At 71.5% G+C, this 23,098-nt stretch carries 8 protein-coding genes; all 8 read right to left on the bottom strand.

The window, feature by feature from the left end:
* On the bottom strand, positions 1-15,328 hold a 15,328-nt coding region (locus ACFPIH_RS53845), incomplete at its 3' end, for a lonely Cys domain-containing protein (protein ID WP_385879299.1).
* A gap of 22 nt (positions 15,329-15,350) precedes the next feature.
* Positions 15,351-15,734 (bottom strand): hypothetical protein, encoded by a 384-nt coding sequence (locus ACFPIH_RS53840; protein ID WP_381187225.1) that lies wholly within the window; start codon positions 15,732-15,734, stop codon positions 15,351-15,353.
* A complete protein-coding gene (locus tag ACFPIH_RS53835; RefSeq protein WP_381187228.1) occupies positions 15,731-16,201 on the bottom strand; it encodes a YbaB/EbfC family nucleoid-associated protein in 471 nt (156 codons plus the stop codon). The genes ACFPIH_RS53840 and ACFPIH_RS53835 overlap by 4 nt, the downstream gene beginning before the upstream one ends.
* Before the next feature lie 68 nt (positions 16,202-16,269).
* A complete protein-coding gene (locus ACFPIH_RS53830; protein ID WP_381187229.1) occupies positions 16,270-19,818 on the bottom strand; it encodes an AAWKG family protein in 3,549 nt (1,182 codons plus the stop codon).
* Positions 19,815-20,294, bottom strand: coding sequence for a type VII secretion system-associated protein (locus tag ACFPIH_RS53825; protein WP_381187232.1), 480 nt, complete (start codon positions 20,292-20,294; stop codon positions 19,815-19,817). Before ACFPIH_RS53825 ends, ACFPIH_RS53830 begins: the two co-directional genes overlap by 4 nt.
* A gap of 203 nt (positions 20,295-20,497) precedes the next feature.
* On the bottom strand, positions 20,498-20,818 hold the full coding sequence (locus ACFPIH_RS53820; RefSeq protein WP_381187235.1) for a WXG100 family type VII secretion target: 321 nt from the start codon (positions 20,816-20,818) through the stop codon (positions 20,498-20,500).
* A gap of 63 nt (positions 20,819-20,881) precedes the next feature.
* Complete coding sequence (locus tag ACFPIH_RS53815) at positions 20,882-21,217, bottom strand: WXG100 family type VII secretion target (protein ID WP_381187237.1); 336 nt, start codon at positions 21,215-21,217, stop codon at positions 20,882-20,884.
* A 305-nt stretch (positions 21,218-21,522) separates the two neighbouring features.
* Complete coding sequence (eccB, locus tag ACFPIH_RS53810; RefSeq protein ID WP_381187240.1) at positions 21,523-22,986, bottom strand: type VII secretion protein EccB; 1,464 nt, start codon at positions 22,984-22,986, stop codon at positions 21,523-21,525.
* Positions 22,987-23,098: the final 112 nt, after the last annotated feature.

Below are 23,098 nucleotides of genomic sequence, written 5' to 3'. Positions count from 1 at the left end.
GGCCGACGGCGCCGTAGTCGCGGCGGGTGGAGAGCGGCAGGTCGATGAGGCTGTGTTCGGTGGAGGAGGACTGGGTGAACGGCGCCGGGTCGGCGACGACCCGGCCGGTGCCGTCGATCACGACGATGCGGGCGTCGGCGGCGGAGAGACCGGGCGGGGTGGAGAGCCATTCCCTGGTGGGGGCCTGGAGTTCGATCCAGACAGGGTCGGCGTTGTCCTGGCCCTGGGTGGGGTGTGGCTGGAAGGCGGCCCAGGCGTGGCCTGCCTGGTCGCCGGGGCGGCGGGCCAGGACGAGGGCGAGGGTGCCGGGGCCGTGGGTGCGTACGGTGTTCAGGACGCGGGGCCAGGAGCCGGCGGGCCGCCATTCCTGGCCGGGGGCCAGGGAGGCTTCGGTGGGGTCCTGGCGCAGCACGTCGTCGTCCAGACTGCGGGCCGGGCGCACTCCTCTTGGGAAGAGGGCGTCGCGGAGGGCGCGCAGCAGAGGCAGGCAGTCCAGGGCGGTTTCGGTCCTGCCGGTGTTCGTGGGCAGGACCGAGGGGCTTGCGGGGGAGACCGCCGCAGGCGCCCCCGGCGCGGTTGCCCCGGTCCTGGGCTGTGCCGACCGTTCGGTGGTGACCACCTGCTCGACCACGGCCAGCAGCCCGAGGGTGTCCAGCGCCACCGGCCCGGACGGGGACGCGGACCCGGTCGGCCGCGCGGTCGTGGCGGTCAGGTCGGGGGACGGCCCGGTCGCGGCGGGGGACGCGGCGGCCACTGTGCCCGGCGCCGCCGTGTTCGCCGCGCTGTTCGGTACGCCCGCCTTTACACCCGGATGGCCGAGCCGGTGCCAGGGCCCCGCGCCCGAGACCGTCACGTCGATCATCGCCGCGCCCGGCCCGCCGAGACCGGCCCAGCCGATGGCACCGCTGGTGTAACTCACCGGCCGGCCGAGCCTGTTCAGCAGCTTGCCCGGCAGGGCCGGGTTGCGGATGGCGACCCAGGAGATGGCCAGTACCAGCGGCACGCTCAGGGCCTTGGTGAAGACCTCGGGGTCGCGGGCGAGGAGTTCGACGAGTTCTTCCTCGCGCACGATGAACGGCGGGATGCGGGGCACGCCCGGCAGGCGCACTCGTACCAGCCCGTTGCCCAGGGCCTCCCCGGTGACGACCAGGACGCGACCGCTGCCGTTGGGGTTCTGCCACGGTGCCTGGACCGTGGTGGTGGCCGAGGTCCTGAACACGGTCGGGTCGATGCCGTGGGGGAAGAGCGTGTCCGTGAAGTTCCGGCCGCCCGCCGCCTTCGGCGACTCGGGGAGCCGGGTGTCGCCGCTCAGGAACGCCATGCTGCGGAAGAAGAAGGCGGCCAGCGCGTCCATGTTGTACGGGTCGATTCCCCGGGCGATGGCCCGGGCCACCAGCGACCGGGCCTCGGCGGACTCCGCCGGGTTCGGCCGGGCGGGGACCGGCCGGTGCATGATCCGGGCTTCGAAGGCGGCGGAGTCCGGCTGACGGGCGTACGTCTCCTCGGTGATGACCTGTGCCCAGAAGTACTTGGAGCGGTGGATGCTGGTCATGGCGGCCGTCGGGGGGAGGCCCAGCACCGTGCGGACGTCGCTGTGGGCCGGGCCCGTCGGGGGCGTCCGCCGGGCGACCGCAGTCACCTCCAGCAGGTCGGTGAACACCGAGTGGTTGTTGCCCCGGGTGCGCCAGATCTGCTCCATCGTGCTCAGCGCCGCCTCGACGTCCTGCGGCGTCATGGGGGCGTTGGCGCCGCCCCACGCGGCCATGTGCCGCCTGGTGACCCGGATCAGCAGGTCCACGGTGAAGTGCGGGGCGGCGTGGGACAGCACGCGGTCCGCCCGCCGCATCTGTTCCAGGGCGCTGATCTTCGTCACCAGGTCCAGGTAGCCAGGCTGGAGGTGCACGTCGTCCCCGAAGACCTCGCGCAGTGCCCGCACCAGCCGGAGCATCTCCTTCAGATCGGTTGCGGAGACCGGCCCGGAGTCCCGGTGCAGCCCCGAGGTCCTGGCCAGGAGATCCAGCGCCGCCTCGATTGGTTCCGGGTGACGATCCCGCTCCCGGTCCTCGCCCGGCCTGCCCAGCACGTCGGTGTAGGACTCGAAAAGTCGCTCCCCCGTGAGTTCGTCGTAGGCGGTGGAATTGGTCAGGCTGCCGCCGTTGGGGATGATCAGGTCGGACTTGTTCGAGAGCACCTGGGCAGTCGTGATGTCCGCCAGCGGGTCGAGGGTGAACGGCCGGGGCGCGCCGTGCATTGTCCATTGGCTGGGCAGGCTGGACGTGCCGTCGCCGAAGCAGGGTCCGAAGTAGAAGCGGAGACGCGGGAGGCCCGCGGCGACCCTGGCCTGGTTCCTCTCCATGAGACGCCGCACACTGCGCAGTTGGAGGAGCGCCCGGACGTAGGCTCTTTTGTGGACCAGGACGACCCTGCCGTCGGTCAGCGGCACCGCGACGTGATCCGGCGCGCCGTGCGCGAAGAGGTAGAGGTCCGCCTGTGGGACCGGCCTGGCGGGGCCCACGTGCCGCCCGGTCGCCGGGTTGAAGTGCTTGCGGGCGGTGGCCTTCCTGATGTTGCGGTAGTGGTCCAGGCGATCCCTGATCAGGTCCTCGGTGGGCTGGAACGAGGACAGGCCCTCGCGCTGGTGGTGGGGGTCGACGATGGTGCGGGTGCGCCACATCGCTTCCCACCACTGCGGCTGGTGGGTGGGGTCGGGGGCGCGGTGGTCGGTCGGCAGGGTGGGGACCCAGTCGCCCAGTGGGTTGCCGGGCTCGTCCCGCCCGGTCAGGTAGCGGCGGTTGGTTGCCGGGTCGGTCGCCACATCGAGGGGGCCGCTGTACGAGCTGACTTCCCGGTTGGTGCGCATGGAGATCAGCTCGGGTCCGTCCAGACCCAGGTCGCCGGAGTTGGGCCAGGCCAGCACGATCTTCACGCCGGCGGGGAGGCCGGCCGCTTCGACGACGAGGTATTCGGCGACCTCGGCCATGGGCATGGGCCGCCGGGTGCCGTCGGACCAGGGGATCTCGACACCGGTGGCGTCGCCTCGGTCGCCGAGTACCACCAGGGGTGTGCGGGTCCAGGGGGGCGGGCCGTGGACGGGCGGGCGGCCGGGCAGCCAGGTCACCACCTGGTCGGTGTCGATGTCGCCGCTGGGGATGTCGCCGAAGTTGACGGCGGCCCGGGTGCCGCCGTTGACGGTGACCTTGTTGGTGGCCAGGACGGTACGGACATGGTGGGCGCCCAGCGCGGCGAGGTTGTGGCCCTGGCGCAGGCGGATGGCGTCGTGCACGAGGGCGGAGAGCTGCGCCCGGTCGGAGTCCTGGACGGTGGCGCCCGGGAGCAGGTGCAGGACCTGGCGGGTCAGGGTGTCCAGGTTCAGGGGGCTTTGACCGTACACCGGGTCCTGGGACCACAGCCGGGCCAGGGTGGCGTCCACCACGGGGTCGGGGGTCGGTGACGGTGCGGTGGTGACGGGGCCGGCCGGTGCCGGGCGGGTGGTGACGGCGCCGGCCGGTGCCGGGACGGTCGGCGCGGGGGCGTTCGTCACGCGCGTATCCGTGATCGGGCCGGCCGGTGTCGACTCGGCCGGTGTGGGTGCGGCCGGGGTTGCCCCGTTCAGGATCCGGCTCAGGGTGTTCGGGTCGGACATCGACGTGTCGGACGGGTCCGGCGCGTCCGGCATGTCGGTGTCCTGCTCCACCTCGGACACGGAGCCGGCCGGGCCGAGCAGCGGCAGTGCCGCCGCCGCGTCCCGCACCGCGGCCAGTACCTGCTCCCGTGAGACCTCGGTGAGTGCCTTCGGGTGGTCGGTCACCTGGGCCGCGCTCGCGACGGCGCGCAGCACCTTCCGCAGCCGGTCCTGGACCCCCGGTGCCAGCGGGGTGCCGAGCGCGACCAGGGCCAGCGCCCCGGCGACCGGCTGGGCCTGATACGGCTTCAGCGGCGGGCGGGCTTCGCCGTCGGTGGTGGGCAGCAGCCGGTTGGAGGCCAGGGCCAGGAACGGTGCGAAGGCCCGCACCACGGGATGGCCGACGATCCGGCTGACGGAGTAGCGCAGCGCCTCGTCGGTGAGCGGCTCGCGGAGCCGGACCGCCCGCTCGTGCATCTCCCGCGACAGCGTCGCCAACTCCTCGACGGTCTCCAGGAGACTGTCGCCGGTCGCCATGATCCTGCCGGTGAGGGTCTGGCGGATCTCCAGCAGCACCAGGGGGTCGGCGAACTCTCCGAAACCGGTGTCCAGTTGGCCGTAGCCTTCCATGCCGGTGCTCCGCAGATGGACGCCGGCGGCCAGGTTCGAGCCCCGCAACTCGTCGCGTACCCGTTGCAACTCGGGGAGGGCGCCCAGGCCGCGCAGCGTCACCGTGAGGTACTCGCCGACGGTCAGGAGGGGGGCGGGCTCGTCGAGGATGCCCCGCACGTCCTGGTCCTCGGGCTGTTTGAGGACCACCCGCCGGTGGCGGTTGACGAGTTCTGTCAGCGACTCCTCGAAGACTTCGCGGATCCGGTCGTGCTTCCGGTCGAGGAACTCGCGGGTGCGGGGGCGGAGGGACTCCAGGACTCCCGGCTCGTCGGGCCGGTCGGGATCGCCGGCCAGCGGGGTCCGGGACGCGCCGGAGAGCTCGTTCTTGAGCAGTTGGCCGTTGTGGGCCTGCATCAGCGGCCATGCGCCCACATGGGTGTACAGCAGCCAGCCGTAGCCCCAGACCTCGTCGACGTCGGCCAGTACCGCCAGGAACGGGACATCCGCGTTGCTCACCTCACCGAGGCCCGTCACGTCCCGTACGAAGCCGGCGGCCATGCCCTGGCCGAACTGCCGGGCGACGTACATGACCTGGTAGAGCGGGGCCAGGAGGGTCTGCTTCATGATCCAGTCGTACGTTGTCCGCAGCGCGACCGTCTCCACGCCGATCGTGGCCTGCGGGAACAGCACGTGGTCATCCCCGGTGGTGTTCGGCGGCAGCTGGATCCGCTCGGCGTCCTCCTCCGTCCGCCATCCGATGTCGGCGAAGATCTCGGTGAGCGTCCAGGGGCGGTCCCGCCGGTGGGCGGCGGCCAGCGCGGCCCACCCGAGTTTCAGCTGCTCCAGCAGGGTGTCGATGGGGAGCCGTCGCTCCCCGGGCAGGACCGCCCCCGGGACGAGCACGAACTCCGCGACCGGTGCCGGGATCAGACTGGGGTTCGGCATCTGCTCGGACACCGCCCGGCCGCGGTTCCCGTAGAGCAGGCCGTCGGCCGCGCGGAAGAACGCGCTGTGGTCGGTGACCACCAGGATGCCGGGCGCGGAGGCCAGCGGGATCTTCGGTTCGACGTGGGTCCGGATGGGGTACACCGGCAGTTCCCCGGGTACGCCCCCCGCGAAGCCCGGGAGAAGGACGAAGCCCGACGCGCCGCGATGGGTTGTCCAGCCGTCGGCGGAGCCCAGGACCTTGCTCAGGGTCAGGGTCATGATCAGGTGCTTGGGCTGCTGGTGGGCTTCGGTGAGCGCTGCGAACGCCTGCGCCAGCAGGGACTCCGGGGTGGACCCCTGCCCGGGCGGTGGTGCCGTCGCCGGATCGGGTACGAAGGCCAGGACGGGGAACTCCTGCCGCGTCGGTTCCGGGTGCTCCGGGGTCCGTGCCTGGTGCCGCTGCGGGTACCAGCGGCCGTCCGGCCCCTGGAAGAGCACACGGTCTTCGCTGACCGCCCGGATGCCGGGGGCGGTGGCCACCAGGGTGCCGGGGACGTGCGGGACCGTCAGCAGGTGGCCGTCCTCGACCTCCAGGCCGACGGCGCCGTAGTCGCGGCGGGTGGAGAGCGGCAGGTCGATGAGGCTGTGTTCGGTGGAGGAGGACTGGGTGAACGGCGCCGGGTCGGCGACGACCCGGCCGGTGCCGTCGATCACGACGATTCGGGCGTCGGCGGCGGAGAGACCGGGCGGGGTGGAGAGCCATTCCCCGTCGGGGGCCTGGAGTTCTATCCACACGGGGTCGGGGTCGGGGCCTTGGCCCAGGGTGGGGTGTGGCTGGAAGGCGGCCCAGGCGTGCCCTGCCCGGTCGCCGGCGCGGCGGGCGAGGATCAGCGCGACGCTGCCGGCGCCCTGGGCGCGTACGGAGTCCAGGACGCGGTCCCAGGAGCCGGCGGGCCGCCATTCCTGGCCGGGGGCCAGGGCGAATTCGGTGAGGTCCCGGGGCAGTTCGGACTCGTCCAGGCTCCGGGCGGGGCGTACGCCTTGCGGGAAGAGGGCGTCGCGGAAGGTGAGCAGGAGAGGCAGGCAGTCCAGGGCGGCTGGTGCTTCGGCCCGCCCGGTCCTCGCGGGTACGTCCGAGAGGTGTACGGGGTCCGGGGCCGGCCCGTCCGGCGGCGGAGTCGCGGAGTCTTCCGTGGGGAGGGGCGGGGTGGGCCGAAGGCCCGCCGCGCCCGCGCCGGGACCCGCCCATCGCACGGTGGTGACCACCTGCTCGACCAGGGTCAGCAGCCCGAGCGTGTCCAGCGCCACCGGCCCGGACGCGGACGGGAACGCGGACAGGGAAGCGGACGGGAACCCGGACCAGGACAGCGCGTCCGGCGCCACCGCGCTGCTCGGGACGATCCTCCGTACGCCCGGATAGCCGATCTGGGACCAGATCGCCGCGCCCGGGACCGTCGCGTCGAGTCTCGCCGGGCCCGGGCCGGCGAGGTTGGTCCAGCCGACGACACCGCCGGTGTAGCTCACCGGCCGGCCCAGTCCGGTCAGCAGCTTGCCCGGCAGTGCCGGGTTGTGGTGTTCGAGCCAGGAGATGGCCAGGACCAGCGGCACCCCCAGGTCCTGGAGGAACACGGCGGGGTCGCGGACGAGCAGCTGGACGAATACTTCCTCGCTCATGATGAACGGCGGGAGCTGGGGATCGCCCGAGTGGCGCAGCCGGAGCAGCCCGTTGCCCAGGGCCTCCCCGGTGACGACCAGGGCGCGGCCGCTGCCGTCGGGGTTCTGCCACGGCGCCCAGGACGTGCCGGTGGCCGAGGTCTTGACCACGGCCGCGTCGATGCCGTGCGGGAAAAGGGTGTCCGAGAAGTTCCGCCCGCCCGCCACCCTGGCCGACACGGGGATCCACGTGTCGAGGCCCAGGAACCCCAGGTCGTGGAAGTAGAAGGCGGCCAGCGCGTCCAGGTCGTGCGGGTCGATTCCCCGGGCAACGGCTTGGGCCACCAGCATCCGGGCCTTGGCGGACTCCGCCGGGTCGGGCTGGGCGGGGACCGGCCGGTGCAGGAGCCGGGCCTCGAAGGCGGCGGGGTCCGGCTGGTGCGCGTACACCTCCTCGGTGATGACCTGCGCCCAGAAGTACATGGACCGGTGGACGCTGGTCACGACGGTCCCCCCGCGCATGCCCAGCACCCTGCGGACGTCGTCGTCCGACGGGCCGCCCGCAGGAATCCGGCCGGCGACCGCCATCGTCGCCGGCAGGTCGGCGAACACCGAGTGGTTGTTGCCCACGGTGTGCCAGACCTGCTCCATCGTGGTGAGCGCCGCCTCGACGTCCTGGGACGTCATGGGGGCGTTGGGGGCGCCGCCCCACGCGTTCATGTGCGCCCTGGTGACCCGGATCAGCAGGTCCAGAGTGAAGTGCGGGGCGGCGTTGGACAGTACGGGATCCGCCAGCCGCATCTGTTCCAGGGCGCCGATCTTCGCTACCAGGCCCAGGTAGTCGGGACGGAGTTCCACCTCGTCCTCGAAGATCTCGCGCAGCGCCCGCGCCAGCCGGAGCGCTTCGTCCAGCTCGGACGGGGAGACCGGGCCCGGGTCCTGGTGCAGTCCCAGCGTCCGGGCCAGGACACGCAGCCTCGCCGGGGTGGGCTCCGGCTGACGGTCCCGGTCCCGGTCCCGGCCGAGCCTGCCCTGCACGTCGGTGAACGACTCGAATACCCCTGCTCCCACTTGTCGTTGGGAATTGGTGGCATTCATCATGATGCCGCCGTTGGGAACGGTCAGGTCGGTCTTGTTCGAGAGCAGTTGGGCCGGCGAGAGGTTCGCCAGCGGGTCGAGAGTGAACGGCCGGGGCGCGGCAGGCATGGCCCAGCTGCTGGGCAGGGTGGACAGGGCGTCGCCGAAGCAGGGGCCGAAGAACAGTCTGAGACGGGGGAGGCCCATGAGGACCCGGGCCCGGCTCTCCTCCATGAGGGCCTGCACACTGTTCCGCCGGATGAATGCCTCGACGAAGGGCTCCTGGCCGACCTGGACGGTGCTGCCGTCGGTCTGCGGCACCCCGACGATCCCCGGACCCCCGTGCGCGAAAAGGTAGTAGTCCGCCTGCGGGACCGGCCTGGGCGCGCCCACGAACTGCCCGGTTGCCGGGTTGAGGTTCCACCAGCGCGTGAACTGCTTGAAGCGGCGGTGGTGGTCCTGGCGCTCGCTGACCCTCGGCTCGTTGTTCTGGAACATGGACCTGCCGTGGCGCTGGTAGTTGGGGTCGACGACGGTGCGGGTGCGCCACCTCGCTTCCCACCACTGCGGCTGGTAGGCGGGGTCGGGGGCCCGGTGGTCGGTGGGCCGGGTGGGCACCCAGTCGCCCAGCGGATTACCGGGCAGGTCCAGCCCCGTCAGGTAGCGGCGGCGGGTCGTCGCATCCCGCACCACACGGAGCGGACCGCTGTACGAGATGACTTCCCGGTTGGTGCGCTTGGAGACCAGTTCGGGTCCGTCCAGGCCCAGGTCGCCGGAGTTGGACCAGGCCAGCACGATCTTCTCGCCGGGGGGCAGGGTCGCCGCCTCCACGACGAGGTACTCGACGAGCTCCTCGTACGGCATGGGCCGCCGGCCGCCGGTGGGCCAGGGGAACTGGACACCCTTGGCGCCGCCGAGATCGCCCAGCACCACCAGGGGCGTGCCGGTCCACGGGGGCGGGCCGTAGGTGGGCGGTTTGCCCTGCGGCTGGCTCGCCACCTGGTCGAAGGCGATGTGGCCGCTGAGGGAGCTCAGGTTGACGGCGTCCCGGGTGCCGCCGTTGACGGTGACCGTGACCGTGGCGGTGGCCAGGACGGTACGGACATGGTGGGCGCCGAGCGCGGCGAGGCTGCTGTCCCGGCCCAGGCGGATGGCGCTCCGCACGAGGGCGGACAGCTCCGCCCGGTCGGTGTTCTGGACGACGGCGTTCCAGGGCAGGTGCATGACCTGGCGGGTCAGGGTGTCCATGTCCAGGGGCCGTCGGCCGTGCACCGGGTCCTGGTGCCACAGCCAGGCCAGGACGGCATCCACGGGGTCGGGGATCAGGCTCCGGGTGCCTGGTGCCTGGCCGGCGGGTGCGGGTGCGCTGTTGCTGGGGCCCGCCGGTGCCGGTCCGGCCGGTGGGGGTGCGCTGGTGATGGAGGTACCCGTGATGGATCCGGCCGGTGCGGGTGCGCTGGCGATGGGTGTGCCCGTGAGGAGGGTGCCGGGTGCCGGGCCGGCCGGTGTCGCCGCGACCGGTGTCGCCCCGTCGAGGATCCGGCTCAGGGTGTTCGGGTCGGACGGGCCCGGCGAGCTGTTGGCGTGCACGCCGGCCGGCACGGCCGGTGCGCCCGGCAGGTCGACGCTCCGCGTCACCTCGGACTCGGAGTCAGCCGAACCCAGGGTCGTGACCACCTGGGCGACCTGGGCCGGCGGCCCGCCGGTGTTCAGTGCGGCCGGGTCGGAGTCGGCCGAGCTGTTGGTGATGACGGTCCGGACCGGGTTCTCTCCGTCCCCGGGGCTCAGCTGCTGCCAGGGTTCGGCGGTCGGGGTACTGGTGTCGATCCTGGCGGAGTCGCGCGGGTCGTCGCGGACCAGGTCGAACGTGCCGTTGGTGAACAGGATGGTCCGGCCGAAGCGGCGCATGGCCTTCCCCGGCAGGTCGGGGTTGAGCTCGCCGACCTTCGACATCCCCAGCATGACCTGGACGTCCAGCTTCTTGCCGAAGATCGTGGGGTTGCGGGCCAGCAGCTCCAGGAACTCGTCCTCGGACACGTCGTACAACGGCCCGTCCGGCTTCCCTATCCCCACCCGTCCGTTGCCCAGGGCCGTCGCCGTGACCAGGAGCAGCGGCTCCTGCCACGGGGTGTCCACGGCGGTGGCGGCCTGGTCCCCGGGGGTGGTGGCGGGCACCAGCCACCTGGTCAGGTCGACTTTTCCGGCGAGGTCCGTGCCGGCGAGGTTCCGGCCGCCGGCCGCGCCGTCGCCGGTGATCAGGGTGCTGGAGTCGAGCAGGCCCTCGAACTCCAGGTGGGCGGCGGCGAGCGCGTTGACGTCGTACGCGTCGCGGCCGGTGGCCAGGGCGCCGGCCACCATCCACCGGGCGTGTGCCGACTGGCTGGGGTCGGGCTGCGGGAGGTGCAGGATCCGGGCCTCGAAGGCGTCCCGGTCGGGCTGGCGCTCGTAGACCTCCTCCGCCCGGACCTGTGTCCAGAAGTACTGCGAGTAGTGGAGTTTGGTGAGCATGAGCGGGGTGTGCGGCTCCAGGCCCAGCACCGACCGGACCTCGGCTTCGGTGGGGTTGCCGTACTCGTCCGCGACCTTGCGCACCAGGGGCAGGGAGACGAAGGTGCTGATGGTGGGAGCCGGGTCGGGGGTGCGCCCGGCCGCGACCGCCGCCGCTGCCGCCGTGACCGCCTCCTGCCGGACGACGAGGGCCCGGCTCAGGGTGTCCCGGACGTCCTGCGGGGTCAGGGGGGCCGACTGTGCTGTCCCGTTCCGTTTCTGCCGGTCGGCGAGGACGACCCGGACCAGCAGCTCCATGGTGAAGCGCGGGGCGGCGGCGGACAGGACGGGGTCGGCCCGCCGCATCAGCTCCAGGGCACCGATCGACTCCAGCAGCTCCGGATGGTCGGCGTGGGTGTCCACGGCGTCGCCCAGGGTGTTGCGCAGAGCCCGGGTCAGGCGCAGCGCGGCGTTCAGGTCCACGAGGGAGACCTGGTTCGGTCCGGTGTGCAGCCCGGCCTTCCGGGCCCGCGCGGCGAGTTCGAGGAGCAGCGGCTCGGGCCAGCGCTTGCGTGACCGCCCTTGCCGGCCCAGCACATCGGTCATCAGGCCGTGCAGGTAGCGACCCGCCATGGTGGTGATGGTCAGGGCGACCCGGTCGCCGTTGGAGTCGACGATCATGCGGGTCTCGTTCGCCAGGAGCTGGGTGCCGGGAACAGTGTCCAACTCGTCGAGGACGAATGTGTCGGGTGCGGCGACCCAGCTCACTCCAGGCGCCAGTTGCAGCATCGAGGCGGCGTCGGCGGAGCACGGCCCGAAGTACAGCTCCAGCGGCCGCTCGCCCCGGGCGGCCGCTGCCACGCTGGCATCCTTGAGAGCGCTCACGCTGGGCCGCCGGACCAGGGCCCTGGCGAACTTGTCCATGGGCACGGTGACGACACGGCCGTCGATCAGCGCCACACTGGTGGTGCCGGGGCGGCCATGACCGTAGTAGTAGTAGTCCGACTTCGACGGGGGGCCGTACCTGCCGGCCAGCGACCTCGTCACGGGGTCGACGTGGAACTTCCCGTCGAAGGACAGCAGGTGGCGGTACTGGTTGTATCTGTTCTCCAGGCTGGGCTCGGTGGGCGGGAAGGACGACCGGCCGATGCCCTCGTGCTCGGGGGAGACGATGGTGCGGGTCGCCCACAGGGCTTCCCACCACTCGGGCTCGCTGTCGGGGTCGGTGTCGCGCCACTCGTCGGGGTGGACGGGGAGCCAGTCGCCGACCGGGTTTCCGGGCTCGCTGTAGGCGGTCAGGACACGGAGGTCGGCCGGCGCGGTGGTGGTGGTGGCGTCGGTGGTGGTGGCGTCGGTGGTGGTGGCGTCGGCGGTGGCATCGGCATCGGCAGTCGTGCCTGTGGCTGTGTCGGCCGGTGGTGGATCCGTGCTGATGGGACCGGTGTTCACCAGGACGGTCTTGCCGGTCCGGTGTGCGACCAGGCGCGGCAGTTCGAGCCCCAGGTCGCCGGCGTTGGGCCAGGCGAGCAGGATCTTCGTGCCGGCGGGCAGGTGCTCCGCCTCGACCACGAGGTACTCGGCGATTTCGGCGGTGTTCATCCAGCGGTGCCCCCCGCCGGGCCACGGCAGGCGCACACCCTTCGGTCCGCCCTCGTCGGAAACCAGCGTCAGGGGCACCCCGTCCCACGGCGCGTTGTCCACCGTGACGGGCTTTCCCGTCGGTCGGTTCACCACCCGGGTGATGTCGAGGTCCAGTTCGGGATCGGACGTCCAGTTGCGGCCGGGCGTCTGGGTGCCGTTCAGCGTCAGAGGCCGGCCCGTGGTGGCGGCTCCGGCGGTACGGATGTGGTGGACGACCAGCGCCTCGATGCTGTGCGCCCGGCCCTGCGCCATGGCGTTCCGTACCAGCGTGAACAGCTCGGCCCGGATCGCCTCGCTCCCGGGGGTGTTCGGAGGCAGGTGCAGGAGGTTGCGGGCGATGGCGTCGATGTTCACCCCTCGGCCGCGAACCTGCGGATACCGGGCCGAGTAGAGGTCGTACAGGACCTGCAACTCGGCGGCGGCGGAGGTCAGGGTGGCGGGGGTAATGGGTTCGTAGGGCTGAGCGTCGGCCGGCCGGGATGCCTGGTCGGTGGGGGTCGCCCGGTCCAGGATCTCGCTCAGGGCGTTCGGGTCGGACGGGCCCGGGGAGCTGTGGGTGAGCACGGTGACCAGGGCGTCCGGGTCGTCCGGCACGTCCAGTAGGGCCGGCACGTCCGGGGAGGCGGTCGCCACGGGGCGGGGCGCGTCCGGGGCGGTGGGGCTGCCGGCGCCCTCGTACGACTGGATCTCCGACGGCTCGCCCAGGTCGGCACCCGCCCGCTCGGCGGGCGGAGTGCTCCCGGCCGTCGGCACGGCCGTCGCGTCGCGCGGCTGCTGCGGCCCTTCGAAGGGCACCGCCGCCGGCACATCCTCGGTCGTGGAGGCGGCGGGGGTGGCGCCCGACGTGGTGGGGGTGGGCTGTGCCGGGCCGGGGTCCGGCGCCGGTGCGGCTGCGGGGACGGGGCCGATCGCCCGGGCGACGGACGCCGGGTCACGGGGGTCCAGCCCGGCCCGCTGGGCGAGTTGGCGGGCCAGTTTGGCGGGCGTGGCGGTGATGCCGCCCGGCCCGGTGAGGTCAACGGTGAGGTACGGGCCGCTCGCGGTGGCTTCGGCGGTGGTGGTCGGTACGAGGGTGAGGTGCAGCAGATCGCCGTTGGGCAGCCGGATCGCCGGGGAGTTGAACAGCGCGTCCACGCCGCTGACCAGGTCCGACCAGGCGGTGTCGGTGTCGCCCGTGGCACCGGTGTCGCCGGGGGCGAGGGCCACCTCGATGGTCAGGTCGGTGACCGGCTGCCCGTCGAAGACGAAACGCCGCACGTCGAAGGACGCGGAGCCGCGCTGTCCCGGCGCCACCGCCGGGGGGAGGTCTGCCGTGGTGCCCTCGGCGTCGGGCTCGGTGTCGGCTTCGGCGTCGGGCTGTTCCTGCCAGGTGTGGTCGCGCCGCACCGGGTCGGACTGGGCGCGGGCGCTGTCCCAGCCGGGCGGGGTCTGACCGGTGGCGGAGCTGCCCGGGAGGTGGGCGGGTGCGACGGCCGGGGTGACGGCTGGGGTGTCTGCCGGTGCGTCGGCCGGGCTGTCGGCCGGGGTCTCCTCGGCGTCCGGGTCGGTCTGGGTGCGAGTGCTGTCCAGCCCGGGGGTCTGGCCGGAGGTGGGGATGCTGCCCGGGGTGACGGCCGGGAGCTGGGTGGGGGTGGTGGGTCTGATGGCCGATACGGGGGTCAGGGCCGTGCCGGACGGGTTCGGCGCACCGCTCGACTGGGCCCCGTCCGCCTCGACGAACGAGCTCTCCGGGCGGAACGGGGAGACTCCGGAGGACAGGACGGGACGGGAGGCGCCGACGGTGTTCAGGGCCGAGGCGGGCAGGCCGCCGGCGGCCTGGACCGGGAGGGAGTCGCTCAGGCCGGCCGGGGTGGTCCGGTTCGGGGGGACGGACGAGAGGTCCGATCCGCTCGAAGCGTCGGTGCCGTCGGTGCGCCCGGTCCGGTCCGTGAAGCCGTTGTTCGCAGAACTGCCGCCGCTTGTCGGCACGTTGCTCGTCGGCACAGTGCTCGTCGGCACAGTGCTCGTCGGCACGCTGATCGGCGGCGCCGTCGGTGGCAGCGGGGTCAGCACCGGCGGGGTGGTGCCCAGGTCTCCCGTGGCGCTCCCCGCGAACTGCCCGACGTTCACCGGTGGCACGGAGCCGACACCGGAGCCGGCACCGGACTTCGACCCGGAGCCGGCACCGAATCCGGACCCGGTGCGGGAGCCGTCGGCGCCCGGTCGGTCGGCGTCGCCGCTCCAACCGCTGTCCATCTTCTCGCGGAAGGTGTCGCTGTTGTTCACGCCGCCGGGCGGGGTCTTCGGCGGGAAGAACTTGGCGTTCAGTGCCAGCGCCCCGACGACGAGGCCGCCGGCCACCACGCCGCCGATGATCCCGCTCGTCGTGCCGTACAGCACCGTGTCCCAGCTGAAGGTCCACTGGTTCTCGAAGATGCCGTTGAAGAGCGTCTCGGCGACCGCCTCGCCGAAGCCCTCGGCGGCGCCGCTGATGCCCAGCCCCACCAGCCAGCCGGGCGTGTTCCTGATGTCGAAGTGGTTCTTTCCGGCAGAACCGGGATCGGGGAACTTCGTGTCGAACTTGCCGAGGTCGCGCCCGATGTCGCCCTTGAAGAAGTTGGCGCCGACGTTCTTGAAGAAGTTCCCCAGCGAGCTGAAAACGCTGATGATGCCGCCCGCCATCGCGCCGAACGCGAACGCCTTGGCGACGTTGAGCCAGTCGATGTTCTTGAGCTTGCGGTCGAAGGGGTTGAGCCCCATCTGGGCGAGGCTGACCCCGAGGAGGATCAGGGCCTCCTGGATGCCCTCGGTGAGGCTGGGCCCGATGTGGGTGATCCGGGACAGCCGGTCGATGATCATCAGGATCGACAGGGTGGTCCTGGCCCGCAGGAGCCACGCCTGGGTCAGCGACGTCCCGCCGGTGAAGAACGCCAGCGCCGTGAGCATCGCCATCTCCGCGATGAACATGATGCACTCGGCGAGGATCTCCCACTTGGCCTGCTGGATCTGCATCGAGATGTTTATCTGCCCGTCGGCAGCGTCATCGAGATAACGGGCGAACATCTCCAGGTAGTCGACGCCGTTCCCGTTGTTGCCGGTGAGCAGCGACAGCCCTTGGACGTAGGGGTCGGCGACCCCCGGGGGAAGCGCCTGCGCGGCCTCCCCCACATGCAGGTTGATGGTGTCCCGGAAGGCGCGGATCCGGAACGCGAGATCGCTGTAGACGACACGGCTGTCGAACGCGAGGTTCTCCCTGGGCGTGACGGGCGGGACACCCAGCACGTACTTGAGGAGTTCTGCCACCGCGGGCGGAAAGTTGATTTCTTCCATGTTCGACAGCCGTGTCCGTTGATCAGTGCCGCGAGCCGGAGTCGGAGTCCGTGTCGTCCATCACGCCTTCGGTCCGCGAGCGGTGGTCGCGGATCTCGTCCTGGGCGAACTCGCTGGTGCCCTTGATGCCCCGCATGCTGGTGAAGGTCCCGTCGACCATGCCGTCGACCGCCTGCTGGTACGACAGGGCGATCTCCCCGATGTCGGTGTTGCGCTGGTGCCAGTCCTGCTGGAACTGGATCGAGGACTGGTCCGTGCCGTCACCGGTCCACGGCGAGAAAAGCCGTACGCCCGCCTCGAAGTCGTCAAACATGCTGACCACTTCGTTGCTCAGGCCCAGCATCTGCTTGGTGCACCGCCCCAGTCGGGGGAGGTCCGCCCTGAAGGGCTGCCCCGCGTTGATCACGATCTGCTCCCTCGGCCGTGGTCGTCCTCGTCGTCCTCGTGGATCTCGTCACGCAGCCGGTCACCGGCCGACCGGCCGGCACCGCCCCGGCCGCCGAGCGCGTCGGCCCCGAAGATGCCCCCCCAGTCGATCTCCGGGGCCCGTGCCCCGGGGATCGCCGGATTGGCCGCCATCAGCGGGCCGAAGGTGTCCATCACCTGCTGGGTGACCTGGGTACGGGCCTGCTGGGCGGCCTCCACGACCGACGCGGCCAGCTGGGTGGCGCTCATGCTCTGGTACTTGTTGTCGAGGAACTTCATCCCCGTCAGCTGCCCCTGCGGCCCGACCGTCGCCTCCACCGCGCGGTCCCGGGAGCGGGCCGTCGCGGTGGCCGAGCGCAGCCCGGCCTCCGCCTTGGCCACGGCGGCCTGGGTGGCCTCTAGGTGGGCCATGGCCTCGGCTATCCGCTGGTTGATTCCCTCGGTCACCGGTCGTCGCTCCTCTGGTTCACCTGCACGCTCATCGGTCGCCCCTCCCCCGGTTCGCCTTCACCGGCTCACCGGCCGATCACGGCGGGCGCGCCGCCCTCGTCCGTGCCCCACACGTCCTCGTCCTCCTGGACCCAGGCGTCGCGCACGCGGTCGCCGCTCTCCGTCTGCTGCTGCCCGGGACCGCCGGACCCGCCGCCGCCCATCGGAGGCATGAAGGGGGTGCCGCCGGACGTGGCCACCGTCGCCTCGCGCTCGTCGAAGCCGCCGTTGGTGCTCCGGGACGCGGACCGGGCGCGGTTGCTGATCGCCCCGTCGCTGTCGATGACGTTGCGGACCCGCTCGCCACTGCCCTCGCCGCTGCCCCCACCGCCCCGGGGGCTCTGCATGCCGTTCAACGGCATGCCGCCCATGGGCATCTGGGACTGCTGCTGCTGTTGGGACGCGGCGGCGGTGTTGCCGGCCAGGTAGTCGGAGGCCGAGTCGCCGTAGGCGGCGTTGTCGTACAACTCCTCCTCGTACGAGGGAAGTTGGGTGGTGGTGTCCTGGTACTGGTAGCCGGAGCCGCCGTTGTTGAGATACCCGGTGGTCGAGTTGCCGTTCGGCTCGGTGACGGTCGTGACGCCGGAGTCCGGGTCGACCGTCGCCTTGCTGCCGTCCGGGTAGTCCGTCACCACCTGGCCCTGCGAGTCGACGTAAGTGCGGCTGCCGTCCGGGTTGTTCAGCACCTCGTCCGCGTTGAGGGGGCCGGTCGTGGACTGGCCGTCGGGGCGGATGACGGTGGAGGTCTGCAGATCCGGGTCGACGATGGTCTTCGTACCGTCGGAGAAGTCGGTGATCACCCGGCCCTGGCTGTCGACGTACGAGGTGCTGCCGTCCGGGTTGGTCAGCGAACCGCTGCCATTGACCGGGCCGTTGACCAGGCTGTTGGCCGGGTCGTTGAGCGAGCTCTCGTAGCGGCTCTGGTAGTCCTCCTGCGCCTGGAACTGCTGCTGCCGGTACTCGTCCTCCCGGGCCTGCTGCTCGGTCCGGAGCGCGTCCTCCTTGGCCTCCAGCCGGGCCTGTTCGGCCTTCTGCTCGGCCTGTTCCTGGTCGTACCTGGCCTGGGCCTCGGCCTCCTGGGCGTCCTGCCTGGCCTCCTGGCGGGCCTGCTCGGCCTTCTGCTCGGCCTTCTCCTGCTCGTACCTGGCGTCGGCCGCCGTCTGCTGGGCCTCCTGCTTCGCCTCCTCCTCGGCCTGCTGGGCGTCCTGCTTGGCCTCCAGCCGGGCCTGTTCGGCCTTCTGCTCGGCCTGCTGCTGCGCCTGCTGGGCCTCCTGCTTGGCTTGCTGGGCCTCCTGCTTGGCTTCCTGCTCGGCCTGCTGGGCATCCTGTTTGGCTTCCAGGCGGGCCTGTTCGGCCTTCTGCTCGGCCTGCTGGGCGTCCTGCTTGGCTTCCTGCCGGGCCTGTTCGGCCTCCTGCTCGGCCTTCTCCTCCTGGTACCGCTCCTCGGCCGCCGCGTCCTGCCGGGCCTGCTGGGCCTCCTGCTCGGCCTGCTGGGCCGCCGCCTCCTTGCGAGCCCGCTCCTGGTCCTCCCGCTGCTGCCGTATCTGCTGCTGCTGGACGACCATCTGCTGCTGCTGGTATTCCTCCTGCTGGGCCTGCTGAGCGGCCTGCTGGGCCTTCTGCTCCTCCTGCTGGGCCTGCTGAGCGGCCTCCTGCTTGGCCTGCTGCTCGGCCTGCTCCTGCCGCTGGGCCTCCTGCGCGGCCTCCTGTTTGGCCTGCTGGGCGTCCTGTGCGGCCTGCTGTTCGGCCTGCTGGGCTTCCTGGTCGGCCTTCTCCTGCTGGTAGCGGGCTTCGGCCTCGGCTTCGGCGGCGTCCTGCTTGGCCTGCTCCTGCTGGTAGCGCTCCTCGGCTATGGCCTCCTGCCGGTCCTGCTCGGCTTCCTGCTCGGCCTTCTCCCGCTCGTACTGGGCTGCGGCCTCGGCTTCCGCCGCTTCCTGGTCGGCCTTCTCCTGCTGGTAGCGGGCCTCGGCCTCGGCGTCCCGGCGGGCCTGGTCTTCCTTTTCCTGCTGGTAGCGGGCTTCGGCCTCGGCATCCCGGCGAGCCTGGTCCTCCTCCTGCTCTTTCCTGATCCGCTCGGCTTCGGCCTCCTGTTCCTTCCTGATCCGCTCGGCTTCGGCCTCCTGTTCCTTCCTGATCCGCTCGGCCTCCGCCTCCTGTTCCTTCCTGATCCGCTCGGCCTCCGCGGCTGCCGCTGCCGCCGCCGCTTCGGCCTCCTCCTTGTCCTTCTTGGCCTGGGCCTCGGCCTCCGCCTGGTCCTTCTTGGCCTGGTCCTCCTGCCAGTCCGCCTTCAGCGTGTCGCCGGTGGTACGTGTGCGGATCTCACCTATGTCGAAGGTCTGCGGACTCCACGCGTTGTGCACCGACGTCAGGATGTCCTTGGCGGGGACGCTGAGATGCTCGGTGACGCCCGCCTGCCAGAGCTGTACGGCGAGATCGCCGATCTTCTTCCAGGTGTCGAGGCTGTCCAGCCGGCCGAAGTCCTGCGCGCCGAAGTCCAGCTTGGCGTTCTGGGAGAAGTTGCCTTCGGTGTAGTAGTCCCTCGTGGTCGTCGAGTTCCCGTTGCTGTCGGTCGTCGTGCTGTACGTGTAATTGATCTTCATGATGTTGTGGTCCCACACCCAGTCCGTGAGCTCCAGCAGCCGGTCCATCAGCCAGCGCAGCGGATTGCTGTAGTTGCGCTGCCAGTAGTCCCAGGCCCAGTAGAGGTCGTTCATCCCCTGGTGCAGCGCCTTGCGCGCCTCGCGGATCTTCTGGCCCTGGATCGAGCCGCCCGCATGGCGCACGGTGTCCTCGGCGTACCCCTCGTACACCCGGGCGACCTTGTGGATGAGGTCCTGGAAGACGCCGGCGGCCGTGCCCTGCCAGGCGTTGTTGTCCTCCGTGCCGATCCACTGCTTCCATCGCTCGGTCTCGTCGGCGGACCGTTTGAAGAAGCGGGCCAGCCGGTCGAAGGAGTCGGCCACTCCGTCGAAGGTGCGCAGCACGACCGACGCGTCGGCCGGCACCTCGGCGCCGTCCCAGTAGAAGCCGTACGTGCCGTTGTCGGTGGCATCGTCGTCGTCGTAGTTGAGCGCGGTCTTCAGCGCCAACCCGCCGGCGTACGAGTACTTCACGAAGTTCTTGTTGTCCCAGATCAGGTCGTCGTCCTTCAGACCCAGGCGTTCCTTGTACTTGCTCTTGACCTCGACGCCGGTCCGGACGCCGCCGTCCGCCGGGTCAGAGGAGTTGCTGATCAGCAGGGTGATCCGGGCCTTGTAGTACGCGACCTCCGAGCCCTCCCCGTCGTCCCCGCCCCTGGTGTAGAAGGGGATGACGAAGTCGGTCTTCGAGATGTTGGCGCCCAGGTTCTCGCTGCGCCAGTCGAGGTCGTCGAAGTCGACGTAGGTGACGCTCTTCTGCTTGGTCAGCTCGACGAGCATCAGCGGAATGCCGTGGTTGCCGTACCACTGCTCGAAGACGGTGGTGCGCTTCGGGAGCTCGGCGATACCGGTGAGCAGCTCCACCGCCCGGTGCCACCAGTCGTCGGTGTCGGTGAGCTCGCGGATGTACTCGTCGTGGAGGATGTTGAACGTCATAGTTCGTCACCCCCACCGGTCATGGTGGACAGGTCGTCGTCGACGTCGATGAAGACGTCCACCATCTTCTCGCCGTTGATGGAACCGAGGTTGCCGTCCTGCGTCTTGAGCAGCGAGTGGACGGTGTCCTCCAGGCCGTCCTCGATGTCGGCGAAGAGCCGGATCTGGAGCTTGAGGATGTCCTCGACCTGGGTGATCATCCCGGTCACCGAGCTGAGCAGGTGGCTGGAGCTGAGCAGTACGCTGGCGTCCCCGGCCATGCCGCCGATGGCGAAGGGCATCTTGGCGCCGGAGATCGAGGAGGTCGAGTCGTGCTTCGCCTCGGCCGCGTGCCAGGGCAGGGGCAGGACGCCGTCCTCGTTCGGTTCCTTGAGGACCTTCTTCACCGACTCCTTGAAGGGGCGGACCTCCTCGGTGAGGAACTGCTTGACCGCCGTCTTGTCGAGCTTCACCGGAGTCTTGCCGGAATCCGCCATGTCCTACGCCCTCGTCTCCGTCATCCGCCCGACCATCGACCGTCGATCACCCGCCGGCGGCCCGCCCGGCCGCCGCGCACAGCACACAGCGCACGGGCGACTACCCGTACGGTCGCGGGTCACCTGGCCAGTCGGTCACCTGGTCGCCTGATCCCCGTACGGACAGCCGCCCCTAGCTCGCACGCACCCTCACGGGTGTCGGCTCAGCGCCCGATACGGACGCCCTCCCAGCTCTGGGTCAGCGCCTGCTCGGTCCGCTTGTAGTTGTCCGTCACGTCGAGCAGCAGGCCGGAGTGGCTCTGCAGCAGCTGCCGCATCTTCTCGACAGCCGCGTGCCAAGAAGCCTGCTTCTCGTCGTACACCGACCGGTCGTCACCCTCCCAGCTGTTCTTGAGCGACGTCAGCTCGGAGTCCAGGTCGGTGAGGATCTGCGAAATGGCCCTGGTCTGCTGGATCATGTCCTCAGCAGCGTTGTTCATGCTGGCGTAGTCGACGTAGATGAATCCGTCGTTGTAGTCGGCCATCTTCTTCCTCGTCTCGCGCGGTGGGGAGGCTGTGGGCTGTGGTCGGTGGCTGCCGCTGCCCGGTCAGCCGCTGAGTGCGTCGAAGACCGACTGCGACTGGTTGTACGCCTGGTTGACGGAGTCGTTCGCCGAGCCCTGGGCGATGCCCTGCTGCTTGAGCGTCTCGTTCAGGGTGTTGATCATGTCGCGCAGGTTCCGGGAGATCACCTCGGCCTGCTCGTCCCAGAGCCCGAGCAGGTCCTGGTACGCCTTGCCGTCCGAGCCCTGGTGGCCCGTGGCGAGGTTGGCCTTGGTGTTCTCGAGGTCCTGCCGACGGGTCTGCACACTGGTGAACGCCTGCTCCAGGGCGTTGATGCCGTTCTGGGTGTCGCGGACCTGGGACTGCTGCAAAGCTGCCACGGGCTGTTCCTCCGGATGTCGTCGGCGCCGGACGTAGGGCTCGGTGTGCTGCGGTGGCTTTCCGGCGCGGGCGATGGGCCCGGCCGGTGCACACGTACGTCTGACGCTAGAAGGCGGCAGGCGCCCGCTGAAAGCCCGGACCCAGGGGCTTGCACCTGTGGCCGCGCAGCCTTGCACCTGCGTGCGCTTGCGGGCGCTGCCCCTGGCAGCGCCCCGGTTTCGGGACGGGCGGGTGGGGTGAAGCCCTCCGCAGACGCCCCCTACCCGCCCCCGGCCCGCACCCGCACCCGCACCCGCAACGGAGCTCAGGCCCCAGGGCCGGCCCCGCACGGCGGGGTCGTCGTGCTGCTCCGGCCGAGCGTCGCGGCCTCGGGGCTGAGGTCCGGCCCGGTGGGCACCATCGCCAGCAGGGACGAGGGAAGGTCCTGGGCCTGCGAGGCGGTGTAGCCGAGCGCGGTGAGCGCGTCGGCCGACGGGACGCGGTACTTCATGCCCGTGTCGGTCACCAGGTACAGCGTGGCGCCGATGTCGGAGCCGTCCGCGCCCAGCGCGTGCACCAGGGCCCCGCCGCCCGGCGGCACCGTGATCCGGCGGACCGCGACACAGGCCGGCGTGAACCACTCGGCCGGGCCCTGGGCGGTGGGGCCGAGCCCGTCCGCTTCGACCAGGGCGACGCTCACCCGGGTGCCGGCCTCCCCGGACTCCACGGCGGCGCAGGCCGTCAGGTCCGCCGTCAGCGCCACCGGCTCCGGCGGCGTGGCGGGCAGCGCACCCCCGGATGCTTCCGCCGTCGCATCGGACTCCGGCGCCAAGTGCCCGGCCAGCGTGGTGGATTCAAGGGGCACGGCCGTTGCCGTACGGCCCCCGTAGGCCTTCGCCACGGTCTCCGGGTCGCTCAGCACCAGCGCGGCGGCGGTCGCGGTGAGCGGAGTCAGGCCTGTCGCACCCAGCAGGTAGTACCGCTCGGTGGCGCCGGGCGCGGCGACGGTGAAGACCTCGCCGACCCGCGTCGGACGGCCGCCCAGTTCGGGCCCCGGGCCGCCACGCCCCGGCACCGCGGGCGGAGTCAGGTCCGGCCCCGCCGACAGGGCGTTGAGGAACGCGGCCGACACGGCGACCGGCTGGTGCGAGCCGTAGCCGAGGGCCTCACGGACATTGCCCTTCCGGTCCAGCCGGAACCGGCTCCCCTGCCACACCAGATAGGTCTCCCGATCGGGCCCGGTCACCAGCAGTCCCTGCCGCTCGCCGAGCCCGGTGCCGGTGATCCGCCGCGCCACCCCGAGCGTGGCGGCGGTGTCCCCCTCCAAGGAGCCCGAGCACACCTGCCAGGGGGCGCCGTCCAGGGCGTCAGCCCCGGGCAGTACGTCCGGAGCGCCGGGGATGCCGACGGGCATCCCGCGCGGGGTGTCGGCCAGCGACGCCTCGCCGACGTTCACGGTCTTCAGCTCGGCGCCCACCAGCAGCCGTGCCGAGGCGTAGTTGCGCACCGGCCGCAGCCGACCGTCGAGGTACAGGTAGCGCGATCCGGTGCCCTTGCCGACCACCAGGGCGTCGGCGGCACGCCAGGAGTCGCTGGTGCCGGGCTTCAGCAGCCCGAACACGAACGCGCCGGCGGAGATCAGCACGGCGACCACGATGCCGATCGCCACCCCCCGGTTGGTCCTGCCCTGCGGGCTCTCGGGGGCGTCCGGATCGGCTCGCAGCATGGCCGAGGTGAGCCGGCCCATGACGAACATGTGCGCCATGACCTGGTCGCGTTTGGTCTGCACGAGGGGACTCCGTCCGGGTCAGGTGTGGGGGGTGGGGTATTTCGGCCTCGTCGGCGTTCGAGGCGCAGGGGTGAGGGGGTGCGGGGCTGTGGGGACGGACCCCCCGCGAACC

This window comes from Streptomyces vulcanius (assembly GCF_042653945.1).
Taxonomy (GTDB): domain Bacteria; phylum Actinomycetota; class Actinomycetes; order Streptomycetales; family Streptomycetaceae; genus Streptomyces; species Streptomyces mangrovi.
The sequence above is the reverse complement of the archived record's forward strand: the minus strand, read 5'-3'. Positions and strand labels throughout refer to the sequence as shown.